Origin of the sequence: Microcystis sp. 0824, from assembly GCF_003112475.1 — a bacterium.
GTDB lineage: Bacteria > Cyanobacteriota > Cyanobacteriia > Cyanobacteriales > Microcystaceae > Microcystis > Microcystis aeruginosa_C.
Genome location: NZ_BDSM01000007.1, coordinates 94,868 through 110,289, shown reverse-complemented (window position 1 = coordinate 110,289; position 15,422 = coordinate 94,868). Strand labels below are relative to the sequence as shown.

General features: G+C 44.7%; 11 protein-coding genes. 8 read left to right on the top strand and 3 right to left on the bottom strand.

Features of this window, described 5'->3' with window-relative positions; genetic code table 11:
• Positions 1–100 precede the first annotated feature (100 nt).
• Complete coding sequence (gene rimP, locus N0824_RS02975) at positions 101–571, bottom strand: ribosome maturation factor RimP (protein ID WP_108935644.1); 471 nt, start codon at positions 569–571, stop codon at positions 101–103.
• 213 nt (positions 572–784) lie between these two features.
• Between rimP and ftsH the strand changes: the two genes are divergently transcribed.
• Positions 785–2,680: an ATP-dependent zinc metalloprotease FtsH gene (gene ftsH / locus N0824_RS02970; RefSeq protein ID WP_108935643.1), complete on the top strand. Its 1,896-nt coding sequence runs from the start codon at positions 785–787 to the stop codon at positions 2,678–2,680.
• A gap of 84 nt (positions 2,681–2,764) precedes the next feature.
• Here the strand turns inward: ftsH and N0824_RS02965 are convergent, their stop codons facing one another.
• Positions 2,765–3,553: a response regulator transcription factor gene (locus tag N0824_RS02965; protein ID WP_108935642.1), complete on the bottom strand. Its 789-nt coding sequence runs from the start codon at positions 3,551–3,553 to the stop codon at positions 2,765–2,767.
• 706 nt (positions 3,554–4,259) lie between these two features.
• Here N0824_RS02965 and N0824_RS02960 point away from each other — a divergent pair.
• Both N0824_RS02960 and N0824_RS02955 read left to right on the top strand, forming a co-directional pair.
• Complete coding sequence (locus tag N0824_RS02960) at positions 4,260–5,555, top strand: Glu/Leu/Phe/Val dehydrogenase (protein WP_108935641.1); 1,296 nt, start codon at positions 4,260–4,262, stop codon at positions 5,553–5,555.
• Between the two features lie 204 nt (positions 5,556–5,759).
• A complete protein-coding gene (locus N0824_RS02955) occupies positions 5,760–8,516 on the top strand; it encodes a cation-transporting P-type ATPase (RefSeq protein WP_108935640.1) in 2,757 nt (918 codons plus the stop codon).
• Between the two features lie 43 nt (positions 8,517–8,559).
• Here the strand turns inward: N0824_RS02955 and pyrC are convergent, their stop codons facing one another.
• Positions 8,560–9,594, bottom strand: coding sequence for a dihydroorotase (gene pyrC / locus N0824_RS02950; protein WP_108935639.1), 1,035 nt, complete (start codon positions 9,592–9,594; stop codon positions 8,560–8,562).
• A gap of 331 nt (positions 9,595–9,925) precedes the next feature.
• Here pyrC and N0824_RS02945 point away from each other — a divergent pair, with 331 nt between their 5' ends.
• The 5 genes from N0824_RS02945 to N0824_RS02925 all read left to right on the top strand — a co-directional run bounded on the left by N0824_RS02945 (position 9,926) and on the right by N0824_RS02925 (position 15,369).
• A complete protein-coding gene (locus N0824_RS02945) occupies positions 9,926–10,435 on the top strand; it encodes a hypothetical protein (protein ID WP_002789175.1) in 510 nt (169 codons plus the stop codon).
• 71 nt (positions 10,436–10,506) lie between these two features.
• On the top strand, positions 10,507–11,286 hold the full coding sequence (locus tag N0824_RS02940; protein ID WP_108935638.1) for a photosystem II S4 domain protein: 780 nt from the start codon (positions 10,507–10,509) through the stop codon (positions 11,284–11,286).
• A 43-nt stretch (positions 11,287–11,329) separates the two neighbouring features.
• Positions 11,330–13,378 carry a DNA phosphorothioation-associated putative methyltransferase gene (locus N0824_RS02935; protein ID WP_108935637.1) on the top strand — a complete coding sequence of 683 codons (2,049 nt, stop codon included), beginning with the start codon at positions 11,330–11,332 and terminating at the stop codon, positions 13,376–13,378.
• A gap of 34 nt (positions 13,379–13,412) precedes the next feature.
• On the top strand, positions 13,413–14,039 hold the full coding sequence (locus tag N0824_RS02930; RefSeq protein ID WP_108935636.1) for a Uma2 family endonuclease: 627 nt from the start codon (positions 13,413–13,415) through the stop codon (positions 14,037–14,039).
• A gap of 16 nt (positions 14,040–14,055) precedes the next feature.
• Entirely contained in the window at positions 14,056–15,369 is a 1,314-nt protein-coding gene (locus N0824_RS02925) for a dolichyl-phosphate-mannose--protein mannosyltransferase (RefSeq protein ID WP_108935635.1), read from the top strand.
• The last annotated feature ends 53 nt before the right edge of the window (positions 15,370–15,422 follow it).

The following is a 15,422-nucleotide window of genomic DNA, read 5'->3' as shown; positions in this document are numbered from 1 at the left end:
CAGTTAGTTAGTTATTTATCTTCATCCTTATCCCTGATTACTGATTACTGATTACTGATTACTGATTACTGTTTACTGATTACTGTTTACTGATTACTGTTTACTGATTACTGCGCTGCTCATCTAAACGGACGCTGATGACAGTGGTGCGATCGATGGTCAGGGAGCGACCCTTTTGGTTAAGATAAATAGATTGCTCATCTCTACCTTGCAGTTTTCCGCGCCATTCTTTTGATTTTCCTTGGCTATCCTGGCCGGTAACGATGACGGGAAAACCTTTAAAAGACTGAAATTCGCGCTCGCTGCTCAGTTGTCGAGAAATGCCGGGGCTAGATATTTCCAAAACGTAGGCCCCGGGTAAGATTTCTTGACTGTCGAGGGCGGTTTCTAAAGACCGACTCATCTGCTCACAGTCCTCTAAACCAGTATCTCCCGCAAGATTGCGAATATCGACGCGCAGGACGGGAGGCCTTTTATTGGTTTGGAAAACGATATCGACCACTTCTAGCCCCAAGTTTTCAGCGATAGGGGTGGCTAGGTGCAGCAGGTCGGGGATGAGCGGATGGGTCATGATTTAGACAATAAAAAAAGCGGGCGAAACCCACTTCCCTAAACTGTTAGTGATTGGGATAGGCAGTTATTAGACCACCTAGCTAAATATAGTATAGCAAAAAACCGTCATCACTATTTCCCATCAGGGTCGTGCCTGGGGGAAACAGAACAGTGGTCACGATCGAGTCAATCTGTCACAATGAATACAGGGTAACTAGATATAGAGTCAATTATGGATCAAAAATCTCCGCTCACCGTAGTTAGAGCCAAGTCAGCTAAGAATCGTGGTCATCGGCCAGTATGGAAAGGGATTGTCACCACTTGGATGATTCTGCAAACCTTTGGCCCTGTCACTCCTGCTTGGAGTCAAAAAAACCAAAATACCCTCACCTACGGTGAATTGTTAGAGAAAATCGAGCAAGGAAAGGTAAAAAAGGTGGAAATTAATCCTTCTTTGCAGCAGGCAGCAGTTACCCTCGTTGGTCAAACGGACAAGGATCCCCCGAAGGCAGTCAATTTATTTGACCAAAATCCCGAATTAATCAAGAAACTCGATGCTAAAAAAATTGAATACGGTATTCTCCCTAGCACTGACAATTCGGCCTTGATCAATGTTCTCACTAACCTGTTAGTGATTATTCTCGTCTTGGGATTATTGGTCTTTATTATCCGTCGTTCTGCCAATGCTTCCGGTCAAGCGATGAACTTCGGTAAATCAAGGGCGCGGTTTCAGATGGAGGCGAAAACCGGCATAGAATTCAATGATGTGGCGGGTGTGGATGAGGCCAAGGAAGATCTAGAGGAAGTAGTAACATTCCTTAAACAACCGGAAAAATTTACGGCTATTGGTGCGAAAATCCCGAAAGGAGTCCTCTTAATCGGGCCACCGGGGACGGGGAAAACTTTACTGGCTAAAGCGATCGCAGGAGAGGCAGGAGTACCTTTTTTCAGCATCTCCGGGTCGGAATTTGTCGAGATGTTTGTCGGGGTTGGTGCGTCGCGAGTGCGAGATCTGTTCCGAAAAGCCCAGGAAAATGCCCCTTGTTTGGTTTTTATCGATGAAATTGATGCCGTTGGTCGTCAAAGAGGGATCGGTTATGGAGGAGGTAATGATGAACGGGAACAAACTCTGAACCAATTATTGACGGAAATGGACGGTTTTGAGGGAAATACTGGCATTATCGTCATTGCCGCCACCAACCGCCCCGATGTTTTGGATTCGGCCCTGCTGCGTCCGGGTCGTTTTGATCGACAGGTGGTGGTGGATTATCCAGATTCTAAGGGACGTTTGGCCATTTTGGAGGTCCATTCTCGCGATAAAAAGGTGGATGCTGATGTGGCTCTGGATGCGATCGCCAGGCGCACACCGGGTTTTACTGGGGCAGATTTGGCTAATATGCTCAACGAAGCGGCGATTTTTACCGCTAGACGGCGGAAAGAGGCGATTACCATGGATGAGGTCAATGATGCGATTGATCGGATTGTGGCCGGTATGGAAGGGCGCGCTTTAGTTGATAGTAAAGCCAAGCGTTTGATCGCCTATCATGAAGTTGGCCATGCGATTGTCGGTACTCTCTGTCCTGGCCACGATCAAGTGGAAAAAGTCACCCTGATTCCCCGGGGTCAAGCGCAGGGGTTAACTTGGTTCACTCCCGATGAAGAACAGGGTTTAACCAGTCGTTCCCAGTTATTAGCCCGAATTGCGGGATTATTAGGGGGACGGGTGGCGGAGGAATGTGTCTTCGGTGAGGATGAAGTGACTACCGGGGCCGGTAATGATATTGAAAAAATTACCTATCTGGCCCGACAGATGGTAACGCGTCTGGGAATGTCGGAATTGGGATTGATTGCCCTAGAGGAGGAGGGCAATTCCTATCTCGGTGGCGCTGGTGCTGGTTATCATGCCGACCATTCTTTCGCGATGATGGCGAAAATTGATGCACAAGTGCGGGAAATTGTCAAGCAATGCCACGATTTAGCAACAAAACTTATCCTTGACAATCGTGTGGCGATCGATCGCTTGGTGGATATACTGATTGAACAGGAAACCATTGACGGCGAGGAATTCCGACGTTTATTGACGGAATTTCAGCAACAAGCGGATCGGTCAATGGTGACTATGGTTTAATTTGATCTTCGTCTCCTTGCTTCATTCAGTGGTTAGGAGACGATTTCAGCCAAAAATCGGCTAATCAGTCGGACAAAGCCAGAATTAACGACTAACATTGTGAGCAGGAATTTTATTAATGGAATGGCCGTTATGATTGCCTTTGGTGGGGGCAATAATATTAGCTTCTAAAGCTGAAGTCATCTCGGCCAACATTTCTAGATTAAAACGATAGCCGACGTTGCGGACGGTTTGAATTAAATTAGGTTGTCTGGGATCGGTTTCGATTTTTTTCCGCAGAGAGAGAACATGAGTATCAATTGTCCGGGGATTATCAATTTCCTCGGGCCAAGCGCGACGCAGCAAATCGGCTCTTGATAGGGGTGTTCCCTCCGCTTGGGCTAAAACGTAGAGTAGGCTAAATTCTTGGGGCGTTAATTCGATATACTCCCCGCGAAATTGTACCCGTCGTTGGGCTAAATCTATTTTTAATTGCCCATAATCCAAGTGTAGGGGAGCGGCCGCACCGCGTAAACGACGGGTTAACACTTCTACCCTAGCCATAAATTCTTGCATTCCAAAGGGCTTTTTCAGGTAGTCGTCGGCCCCGGCTTTTAAACCATTGACTACATCTTTTTCGCCATTACGGGCCGAGAGAATCAGTATTAGAGACTGTTTTTGTTGATAAAGCCAACGGCAGAGTTCGATTCCATCCCCGTCTGGCAAGTCGGAATCGATAATTGCTAAGGTTGGTTGACGATGAAGGAAAGTTTGACGCGCACTTTGCAGGGTTGCCGATTGATTAACCAAATAACCGGCCTGTTGCAGATGCCAAGCTAATAGCGATCGCAAGTGCGGGTTGCCCTCAACAATAGAAATATGGATCGATACCACCTGAGTTTCTGCCCCACTACTGCACAGATTAACACATTGTCAGGGTATCAGAATTAATGTCAAGATGTTGTAACAATCGTAACATTCGTCAGCCGTCAGCTTCTTAGCTATCAAGCATCGGTGGTCGGTGGTCGATGGCAAATTAGGTTACATTTCATCTTTATAAGAAATGCCGTCATAGTATCGTTGGCAATTAAAATTAAATGGAATTAAGCGATCGCATCCTCGGGGTGGATGATGTAAGTAGTCGTGCAAAATTAATTTCCTAGTTGAGACTCCGAGACTCCGAGACTCCGAGACTCCGAGACGGGATACAGCTATTAGGGATCGGATTTGAGTTTTCAGTTCTCTGTTTGCTCACCACAGCAGAAGTCTGACGGAGTAGTGGCTTAGATGTGTAATTAATTGTGCTTAGATACTTACCAGAAAATCTCTTACTCACTGAAGTTAACTCAACACTGACCCTATACTAAGCTGTTGACTATCTAAATTACTCGTTAAGATTGCGGGGGAGTGCCGGAGCTGCGGAGCAGGGAGAGGCAGTTTGAGCATTTGTACTAAAATTTCTAAGACGCAGTTTAAATTCAGTACAGCTTAGAACACTGGTCAGCAATTCCCGCTCATGGTTAATTAAGAAAAATAAACTGTAGCAAAATATACTGTTTTTCCCGTGTTCTAATGGGGATAGATAGGGGGAAAAAAAATCATGTCAAAATCACTCTTTACCGATGCCAGCAGTCGCCTGGAACGCGCCCTTAAGTATGTCTCCATTTCCGATGATGCGATCGAGCGGTTAAAATATCCCAAAGCTAGTCTTAGCGTCTCCATACCCGTCCGTATGGACAACGGTACTTTAAGAATCTTCCAAGGCTACCGCGTCCGCTACGATGACACCCGCGGCCCTGGCAAAGGAGGGGTGCGCTATCATCCCAACGTCAGCATTGATGAAGTGCAGTCCCTAGCCTTTTGGATGACCTTTAAATGCGCCCTGCTGGATTTGCCCTTTGGTGGGGCTAAGGGCGGCATTACCCTCAATCCGAAAGAATTGTCAAAAGCCGAGTTAGAACGCCTTAGCCGGGGTTATATCGAGGGTATAGCCGACTTTATCGGTCCCGATATCGATATTCTTGCCCCCGATGTCTATACCAACGAGATGATCATGGGTTGGATGATGGACCAGTACAGCATCATTCAGCGTAAAATTAGTCCGGCGGTGGTGACGGGGAAACCTTTAACCATGGGAGGCAGTCGCGGCCGCGATACGGCGACGGGAACGGGTGCTTTTCATGTTATCCATTCTCTTTTGCCGAAATTAGACAAAAAACCCGCTAATACTACCGTAGCCGTCCAAGGATTCGGTAACGCCGGGGCCGTAGTGGCGGAGCTCCTCGCCAAAGCCGGTTATCAAGTGGTAGCGGTAAGTGATTCCCAGGGCGGCATTTATCGGGAAAAAGGCCTAGATATTGCCAGCATTCGTGATTATAAACAGGAACATCGCGGGATTACTGCTATTTACTGTCAGGATACCGTGTGTAATATCGTAGAACACGAGGCGATTAGTAATGAAGAATTATTAGCCCTAGATGTAGATATTTTGATTCCAGCTGCCCTAGAAAACCAAATTACCGCCGAAAATGCCGATCGCGTGCGGGCAAAATATATCTTTGAAGTGGCCAATGGTCCGACTACCTCAGAAGCCGATCGCATTTTAGACTCAAAAGGGATTCTCGTTTTCCCCGATATTTTGGTTAACGCCGGTGGGGTAACGGTGAGTTATTTTGAATGGGTGCAAAATCGCAGCGGTCTTTATTGGCAATTAAACGAGATAAATGAGCGCTTAAAAGAAAGAATGGTGACAGAAGCCGAAAAAGTCTGGTCTTTCGCCCAGGAGTTCGATATATCTCTGCGTAACGCCGCCTACGCCCACGCCATTGATCGTCTCGGTGAGGCCCTAGATGCCAAGGGAACCCGCGACTATTATCAAAATAAGACGGGAGCTTAAGGTCGTCAGGAGTCGGTCGTCGGTCGTCAGGAAATAAATAGGGTGATAGGGTTTTGGGGTGATAGGGTGATGAGACAGCTTCCCCACCCCCCAATTCATAATTCATAATTCATAATTCATAATTCCCACCCCCCCACTTCCCCACTTCCCCAATTCATAATTCATAATTCATAATTCATAATTCCCTAAATATGGTCGAGCATGATGCCAGTTCAATTATCATTGCCCTTGTATCATCAACTTTCTCAACCAGAGGTGATTGAATGCTTGACCAGCGATGGGTCAGCGGGCTTATCAGCAGAAGAAGTGGCCAGTCGCTACGAAAAATATGGCCCGAATGAACTGCGATTTAAGCCTGGGAAACCAGCTTGGTTGAGGTTTTTGCAGCAATTTCATCAGCCACTACTCTATATTCTCTTGCTTGCGGGTACTATTAAGGCATTTTTAGGGTCTTGGACGAATGCCTCGGTGATTTGGGGAGTTACCCTGATCAATGCCATTATTGGCTATGTGCAGGAAGCTAAGGCGGAAGGTGCGATCGCTTCCCTAGCCAAGGCCGTAACCACAGAAGCGACGGTGTTGCGAGAGGGACAAACCCTCCGGATTCCATCTCGGGATTTGGTGCCGGGAGATATCGTTTTATTGGCATCGGGGGATAAAGTGCCGGCGGACTTGAGGCTGCTGAAAGTCCGCAATTTGCAGGTGGATGAGTCTGCCTTGACTGGGGAATCCTTGCCCGGGTCAAAAGCGATCGAACCCTTACCCGGGGATACGCCCCTAGCAGAAAGGACAAACATGGCCTACGCAGGGAGTTTCGTTACCTTTGGACAGGGCAAAGGGATTGTTGTCTCTACGGCCAACGCCACCGAAGTGGGGCAGATTTCCCAGTCGATGGAAAGCCGAGTCAGCCTTAGCACACCCCTGACCCGTAAATTTGCCCAATTTAGCCGCACCCTACTCTACGCAATTTTGACCCTAGCAACCTTGACCTTTGCCATCGGGTTAGGACGGGGGAAATCTTGGATCGATATGTTTGAAGCTGCCGTTGCCCTCGCAGTGAGTGCGATTCCAGAAGGGCTGCCGGCAGTGGTAACGATTACCTTGGCCATTGGGGTCAACCGCATGGCCCGTCGTCATGCGATTATTCGTAAACTGCCCGCAGTGGAAGCATTGGGGAGTGCGACCGTCATTTGTTCTGACAAAACCGGAACCCTGACCGAAAATCAAATGACTGTACAGTCCATTTATACTGAAGGGCAATATTACGCCGTTAGTGGTGGTGGCTATAGTCCCAAGGGCGAAATTAGTCTGATCACCGATGGCAACCCTGGCAGCCCCTTTGCGGACGAATTGCCCCCGGCCCTAGGGGATTGTCTGGTAGCTGGTTTGCTTTGTAATGACTCCGGGCTAAAACAAACGGGAGAAGATTGGTCAGTGGTGGGGGATCCTACGGAAGGGGCGCTGATTGCGGCCGCCGCCAAAGCAGGTCTCAGTCAATTGGGGCTATTGTCTTCAACCCCACGATTAGATGCAATTCCCTTTGAATCTGAGTACCAATACATGGCAACCCTGCATGATGGGATACCTCGCCTGATCTATGTCAAGGGATCGGTTGAGTCGCTAATGCGTCGTTGTTCCCACATGATTGATCGCTATGGTCAGATGACCGTGCTGAACGCCCAACAGATCGAGCAAGCGGTAGAAACGATGGCAGAGCAGGGGTTACGGGTGCTTGCCTTTGCCAAAAAAGCAGCAGCGACCCATCAGCATTCTATCGACCATGAGGATATTGAAACAGGCTTGGTGTTTCTAGGATTACAGGGCATGATTGACCCTCCTCGTCCAGAGGCGATCGCTGCCGTTCATGCCTGTCAAACTGCCGGGATTCGGGTCAAGATGATTACCGGTGATCATCTTGTCACGGCACGGGCGATCTCGCGTAGCGAGCGCGTTGCGAGCGCGGAACGGATGGGCATTAAAACGGCAGCACAAGTCTTAGCATTTGAGGGAAAACAATTAGCGCAAATGGATAATCATCAACTGGCCCAAGCGGTGGTCGATGGATCGGTATTTGCCAGGGTTGCCCCTACCCAAAAACTGCAACTGGTGGAAGTACTCCAGTCCCAAGGAGAAATCGTGGCGATGACGGGCGATGGTGTTAATGATGCGCCGGCTCTCAAGCAGGCCGATATCGGCATTGCCATGGGGAAAGGAGGAACGGAAGTCGCCCGGGAATCTGCTGATATGCTCCTCACTGATGATAACTTTGCCTCGATCAAGGCTGCTGTCGAAGAAGGACGCACCGTTTATCAAAATTTACGCAAGGCAATCTCCTTTCTCTTGCCTGTCAATGGTGGCGAATCGATGACCATTCTGATCAGTACTTTACTAGCACGAGATTTACCCATCCTCTCCCTACAAGTACTCTGGTTGAACATGATCAACTCGGTCACGATGACTGTTCCCCTTGCCTTTGAAGCAAAATCCCCCAGCATTATGCAGTCACCACCACGCAATCCCAATGAACCTTTGATCACCAAAAAACTATTGCGCCGAATTTTGGCTGTTTCATTGTTTAACTGGATTCTGATTTTTGGTATGTTTGAGTGGGCTAAATCTACCACAGGAGATATTGCCGTTGCCCGCACAATGGCAATTCAATCCCTTGTGGCGGCACGGGTTATCTATCTGCTCAGTATCAGCCAATTAGGGATGAGCCTAGTTAACTACCTGCGTCGTCAGTCAACCTCGATTACTAATGCACCAATCCTAATTTTGGGGATTGTGGCTGCTGTTGCCCTACAAATTTTATTTAGTCAATGGGGGGTGATGAACAGTCTGTTTGCAACGGCGACCCTAACCGGTCATCAATGGCTAATCTGTTTGTTGCCGATGCCGCTCATGGTGTTTTGGGCAATTTTTGCCAATGTTATCGATCCTCCTCATTGTCATGGGAAATAACTAATCTTGAATTCTTGACCGCAACTACCAAGACTCGCGGTTTTTATTCCCCTAATTGCCAGCTTATCTCTTCACCCGCTCGTAACGGCACCAGTCCGGATTCGGGAAATGGCAATTCATCGGGAATACGCCAAGGGGTTTTGGTTAAGGTGATTTGTTCCGTATTCCGAGGGAGTTGATAAAAATCCGGTCCGTGAAAGCTGGCGAACCCTTCCAGTTGCTCAAGTGCATCAACGCTCTCAAAGGCTTCTGCGTACAACTCTAGGGCGTGCAGAGCCGAATAACAACCCGCGCAGCCACAGGAACTTTCTTTGCTGTAGCGAGAATGGGGTGCGCTATCGGTCCCTAGAAAAAACTTGGGATTCCCCGATGTTGCCGCTTGCAAAAGTGCCAAACGATGATCCTCTCGTTTCAAAATCGGCAGGCAATAAAAATGGGGACGAATGCCACCGGTAAAGAGAATGTTTCGGCTAAACAATAAATGTTGGGGCGTAATTGTGGCGGCGACGTTGTTGTTAGCAGATAGAACAAACTTGACCGCATCGGCAGTGGTAATGTGTTCAAACACGACACGCAGTTTCGGAAATCTTGTTATCAGTGGGAGCAAGTGCTTCTCAATGAACACTTTCTCTCGATCGAACACATCAATATCACCATCGGTGACTTCTCCGTGCAGTAGTAGCGGCATATCTACCTGCTCCATCGCTGCCAAAACGCCATCGCACCGACGAAGGTCCGTCACCCCCAAGTCGGAATTAGTGGTGGCACCGGCTGGGTAGTATTTCACCGCTTTGACAAACTGGGAAGCTTTCGCCGCCATAATTTCTTCGGGACTGGTATTATCGGTGAGATAGAGGGTCATCAATGGCTCGAACTGTTGACCCTCTGGAACTGCTGCCAGAATGCGATCGCGGTAGGAGGCGGCATCGGCGACTGAGCGCACTGGGGGCTTTAAATTCGGCATGATAATGGCACGGGCAAACTGACGCACCGTATGGGGTAGAACCGCTTTCATTGCCGAACCATCGCGGAGATGAAGGTGCCAGTCGTCGGGTCGAGTGATTGTGAGTCTTCGCATTTTTCCATCATACAACGGTTAGGAATCCCAGCGCCACAACTAAACACAAGAGAGAAGTCAATCTTCAGTCAGGGAATCAATTCCTTATTTAAGCAGTCAAGTCAGTTTTAACTAATAAGCTGCCGCGCATCTCTTCCTCGATTTTTATGGTCAATTAGTGCCAGAAATAACTAAGATAGAGCAATTTCTTGAATTGCTAATAATTCCACATTAATCAATCCTATCTAAGATTGACTAACGGATCCCCTTGAATATTTTCTCGATCGAGCGGCTTTTCAGTCCCCAAAATCCTTACAATAGGAGATGAAGATAGCCTGAAAAGTTGGAGAATATGAATTATCTCATTGCCGTGTTAGCTGATCGCATACAAGCAGAAGAAGCTTCCGTTGCCCTCGAAAAAGCGGGAATTCCCCAATCTCAAGTGACCATTCTCGGTCGCGGCTATAAAAGTGCCGATGAGTTCGGTTTGATCGATCCCTTTCAACAAGCCAAAAAACGGGCCACTCTCATGGCTTTTTGGCTAATTCCCTTCGGTTTTGCCGGTGGCTACCTTTTTAACCTGATTACGGGATTGCATACCTTTGATTGGGCCGGAGAACCGGGCAATCATATCGTGGGCGGTATTGCCGGGGCGATTGGGGGGGCGATGGGCAGTATTTTCGTCGGTGGTGGTGTGGGTTTATCGTCCGGCAGTGGCGATGCACTTCCCTATCGCAATCGTCTCGGTGCTGGAAAATATATTATTATCGTGCAGGGTTCGGAAAACCTGAAAAATCAAGCGACTCTTATCCTCCGTCAATTTAACCCCGAAAATCTGCAAGGATACGCCCTAGAAAGATGAACGGTTATCGGGAATAAGTTATCGGTCATCTGATTTTTTCCTAAGAAGTTTTGATTAATTACCAGAAAACAATGTTACCAAGAGAAGAATTACTAAAGGGTGTTGAAAACCGCGAGGAGATAGCGAAAGTTATTGATAAAGCCGAACAAGCGATTAAGACTTGGGAAGTGACGGTGACAGACTTTCTTTCTCCCGCAGTTTTGGCGGAAGTAGAACGGGTTTTTCAGCGTTTAACCGATGTGTCAATGCAAAAATCGGGCGGTTATCCCCAAGCAGAAAGACAGCGCCTCGGTATTGCTAGAGTTGATTTACCTTTGGCAGAAACAGATATTCCCCTATCTGCCCTTGATATTGCCGGTAATTTTCTTTTTGATACCGCTAACCACCGGGATTTTTTAGGGGCAATGTTGGGGACAGGGATCGTCCGGGAAAAAGTCGGCGATATAATCGTTTTAGGTGAGCGAGGAGCGCAGGCGATTGTAGTGCCTGAATTGGCAGATTTTTTATGTGCTAATTTACTACAAGTGCGTTCGGTTCCCGTGAAAACTAGCCCGATTCCTTTGACGGAATTAAAAGTTAGACCCCCGCAAAAAAAAGAAATTAATACTGTGGAAGCTTCCTTACGTTTGGATGCGATTGCCTCGGCGGGTTTTGGCATTTCTCGCAGTAAAATGGCCGAGGCAATTAGTGCTGGGGATGTGCGAGTTAACTGGAAAGATATCAGTCAATCTAGTTATAATGTTAAAACCGGTGATTTGATTTCTTTTCGGGGAAAAGGTCGTTTAGAAGTGGGGGAGGTTGCTATGACCAAAAAAGAGCGCTATCGGGTTCATTTAACTAGATTTATTTAGTTTTTTCTGTCTCTAGAATTTGTTATTAGACAGATTAATTGCTATGGCTGAGAATTTCGCCTTAATCGTGCAACTGTGTCAAGTTAGTCCCATCGGTAAACTATTACCGGGGGCGCTTTATGTTCATCGAGAAGCATTACATCAACTGGATCCTATCCTCCAGAATTACGAACAACAAGCAAGAATTAATCAGCATTTATCTGAGGCAACAATAATTAAATTTAGCACCGATAAACCGAAAATATCCTATCTTTTTTATCCCGATTTTGATCGGGAACCGCACCCAGTTTTAACTAAAAGTTTAGTGGTAGATTTGGGGACATTAATCTTAAGTGAATGGAATTATCAAAATGCTGATAATCCCCCTATTTTACACCGAAAAGAAACTTTTGTTACTAGGGACTATCCTTTTTATGAACAATTCGAGCATCTCACAAAAATCGAGAGTGCTTTAGGACTTTTAAATAGTTCTTATCCCATCGGTACTAAACAGGAATGGCAACGGCTTTTAAGAAAGCATCACCTTGATTTTGCAGGAGATTATTTAGTTTGTCATCTAGAGGGACAAAAGGAAAAATCGATAATAATTGATCGCCACAAAGCCGCTCTGGTTCGCAAAACTCTTTCTCGTCCGACAAGATTAGCATTAGCGGCGGGATTATTCCTTCCTGAAACCACTTTTTTTGATTACGGTTGTGGTTATGGAGGTGATATAGAACGCATAGCTGAACAGGGTTATCAAAGTGAAGGTTGGGATCCTTATTATCGTACCGATAGTCCTTTAATTGAATCTGATATTGTTAATTTAGGCTATGTAATTAATGTTATTGAATCCGCCGAAGAACGGCAGGAAGCTTTATTAAAAGCTTGGCAATTAACCCGTCAAGTTTTAATTGTTTCGGCACAGATTTTAATTGATGATAGTGAACGGGGTTTAATGGCTTATGAAGATGGAATTATAACCCGTCGCAATACCTTTCAAAAATACTATCAACAGGAAGAACTAAAACAGTATATTGATAGCAGTTTAGGAGTTGATTCTATTCCAATAACTTTGGGAATTTATCTGGTTTTTCGAGAGGAAGAAAAAGCCGAAACTTTTCGTTTATCGAGATGTCGTTCCCGCACTGCCACTCCTAAAATTAAAACCCATCTCAAACGCTTTGAAGATTACGAAGATTTATTAACTCCCCTGATGGAATTTTACACCCAGCAGGGACGTTTACCCGTCGCAGGAGAATTATTACAAGAGGAAGAAATTAAGGCAGAATTTGGGACTTTTAGACGAGCTTTTCAAGTGATTTTACAAGTAACAGAAGCGGAAGAATGGGAGATAATTGCCGATAAAAGACGCGCAGATCTTTTACTTTATTTAGCTTTAAGTCAATTTAGCCACTGTCCGAAAGTACGGGAATTATCCCCCGCTACCCGTGCCGATTTTAAAGCTTTATTTGGCAGTTATCGCAATGCTTGCGCTTTAGCAGAAGAAGTGTTAATAAGTGCGGGAAATTTGCCAGCAATCGCTCGTACTTGTGAAAATAGTTCCCTAGGCAAACTTTCCCGTTATTCCCTAACTATTCATATTAGCATTCTGGAAAAATTACCGATGTTATTACGCTTATATGAAGGTTGTGCTAGTCAAACTATCGGACGGTTAGAAAATGCTAACGTTATTCGTTTATCCTTTCGTCAACCCAAAATTTCCTATCTCTATTACCCCAATTTTGATACAGAAATACATCCGATTTTAGCTACTAGCATGGATGTATATTTAGGTTCGGCTGATTTTAGTTTTCGCGATTATCGGGATAGTCCTAATCCGCCAATTCTACACGAAAAAGAGCTTTTAGTAACGGCGGATTATCCTAACTATGATAAATTGCTTCGCTTAACTCAATTAGAAAAGGATTGGGGATTGTTAGAAGATAGAAAAGCGATCGAACGTTTACAGGGTTGGCAAAAATGTTTAGAGGAGAATTGTGCTACAATCAAAGGCTATCAGATCCTGTGGAGAAAAGATGCTGATCCCTATAAAGTGAGGATTTTACGCGCTAAAATTAACGCCAGAAGAAATCAAAATAAGTCTTCCTGAGTAATTAAGTAAGATAGATGAGGTAATTAATTGTATGATGACTACGATTCTGTTAAAAGGATTAGAAGATTTCGAGTTAAAAGCTAATGATCCTGAACAAAGAATGTTTATTTCTGGGGTTAATTGGCAACAGTACGAAACCCTCTTAAAACATTTAGAAGATCGTTCCAGTTATCGCATTACTTACTTAGATGGAATGGTAGAAATTATGGCTCCTAGTCGTCGTCACGAAGTTAGCAAAAAAAATATCGGTAGATTGGTAGAAGTTTATTTAGAATATGCTGAAATTGATTTCTGGGGATTAGGTTCCACCACTTTGCGAAAACAGGAAAAAGAAGCGGGAAAAGAACCAGATGAATGTTTTTGTTTATTTATAGAAAAAGAGTTTCCTGATTTGGCGATAGAAATAATCTTAACCAGTGGCAGCCTGAAAGTTTTAGAAGTTTATCAAAGATTGGGAACTCAAGAGGTTTGGTTTTGGCAAGATAATCAGTTAAAAATCTATTCTTTGCAAGAGAATGGCGAATATATTTTAATCCCTAAAAGTGCTTTATTACCGGATTTAAATTTAGAATTATTAGCCGAATATGTTAACCATCCTAATCCCCGTCTTGCCGTCAAAGAATTTCGCTCGCGTTTAACAGAAAATTCCCAGTTATAATAACTATTATTTTTCCATGAATTCTCAAGTAAAATTTAACCTATCTATCCTAGCGATATTTTTATTTTCTCTGGCAATAAGATTCTGGAATCTCAGTCAATTTAATACTCTTGTTTTCGATGAAGTTTATTATGCTAAATACGGCAATGAATATCTCATCGGTAAAGATTTTTTCCAGTCGCACCCACCGTTAAGTCAATATTTAATTGCTATTAGTATCTGGATTGGTTCCCATTTTCCTGCCGATCCTGAAACCATTAATAATTTAACAGGTTCCCTGCGCTCAACTTTTAGTTATCGCTGGTTAAATGCTTTGACTGGTTCTTTTATTCCCCTAATTATTGGCGCAATTGCCTATCAATTAACCCAGAGAAAAACTGTATTTTTAATTACAACTTTTATCGCCAGTTTAGAAGGATTATTTCTGGTGGAATCCCGCTATGCTCTCAATAATATTTACTTAATTTTATTCGGTTTGTCTGGACAATTATTTTTTTTATTAGCACTCCAGAAAAATCAGAAACTCAATTGGCTATTATTATCGGGGGTTTGTTTCGGTTTAGCGGCAAATATTAAATGGAATGGCTTAGGATTTTTACTAGGAATATTTATTTTTATCGGTGTTGCTTGGTTAATAAAATTATTGAATCAAGAGCAGTCAAAAGATCATCTTTGGACAAAGGCAACTAACCTGAGATTAGAGGACATTTTTATCGCATTAATTGTCTTTCCCCTCGTTACCTATAGTTTGCTGTGGATACCGCATCTTCTCGTCAACCATCAATATAATTTTTGGCAAGTACATCAAGAAATTTGGTCATTTCATCAGAGAATAAAAGGTAATCAATCTGATGTGCATCCCTATTGTTCTCCCTGGTATAGTTGGTTAGTAATGGGGCGACCTGTGGCTTATTATTTTAAGAGAGTAGGCGATAAAATTTATGATATTCACGCTATGGGAAATCCGTTTTTATGGTGGTTTTCTACGGGAGCGATTCTAGTGGTTTTTAGTCGGTTATTTAACCGAAAAGATCGAGTAATTTCCGCCTATCTTATCTGTAACTATATTGCCAATCTGCTGCCCTGGTTAAAAATTAGTCGCTGTACCTTTCTCTATCATTATATGGCTGCCTACAGCTTCACTTGGATTGCCCTAGCTTGGCTCTTAGCCGATGGTTTAGAAAGTTCCACTCCTATTTATAAAAATGTCTCGCGCTCGCTGATAATTTTGATAATTTTTGCTTTTATCCATTGGCTACCAATTTATTTAGGTATTCCCCTGTCAGTGCGGGATTATTATCTGAGAATGATTTTTCCCAATTGGATTTAGGATGAAATTAGCCGCAAAAACTGATACAATAAAATCATGAAAAAAGCGATCGC

Bases quoted from the DNA above. Each gene is read 5' to 3' on its own strand.
- ftsH (WP_108935643.1), top strand. From the start codon at position 785: ATGGATCAAAAATCTCCGCTCACCGTAGTTAGAGCCAAGTCAGCTAAG.
- N0824_RS02935 (WP_108935637.1), top strand. From the start codon at position 11,330: ATGGCTGAGAATTTCGCCTTAATCGTGCAACTGTGTCAAGTTAGTCCC.
- N0824_RS02960 (WP_108935641.1), top strand. From the start codon at position 4,260: ATGTCAAAATCACTCTTTACCGATGCCAGCAGTCGCCTGGAACGCGCC.
- N0824_RS02955 (WP_108935640.1), top strand. From the start codon at position 5,760: ATGCCAGTTCAATTATCATTGCCCTTGTATCATCAACTTTCTCAACCA.
- N0824_RS02925 (WP_108935635.1), top strand. From the start codon at position 14,056: ATGAATTCTCAAGTAAAATTTAACCTATCTATCCTAGCGATATTTTTA.
- pyrC (WP_108935639.1), bottom strand. From the start codon at position 9,594: ATGCGAAGACTCACAATCACTCGACCCGACGACTGGCACCTTCATCTC.
- N0824_RS02940 (WP_108935638.1), top strand. From the start codon at position 10,507: ATGTTACCAAGAGAAGAATTACTAAAGGGTGTTGAAAACCGCGAGGAG.
- N0824_RS02930 (WP_108935636.1), top strand. From the start codon at position 13,413: ATGATGACTACGATTCTGTTAAAAGGATTAGAAGATTTCGAGTTAAAA.
- rimP (WP_108935644.1), bottom strand. From the start codon at position 571: ATGACCCATCCGCTCATCCCCGACCTGCTGCACCTAGCCACCCCTATC.
- N0824_RS02945 (WP_002789175.1), top strand. From the start codon at position 9,926: ATGAATTATCTCATTGCCGTGTTAGCTGATCGCATACAAGCAGAAGAA.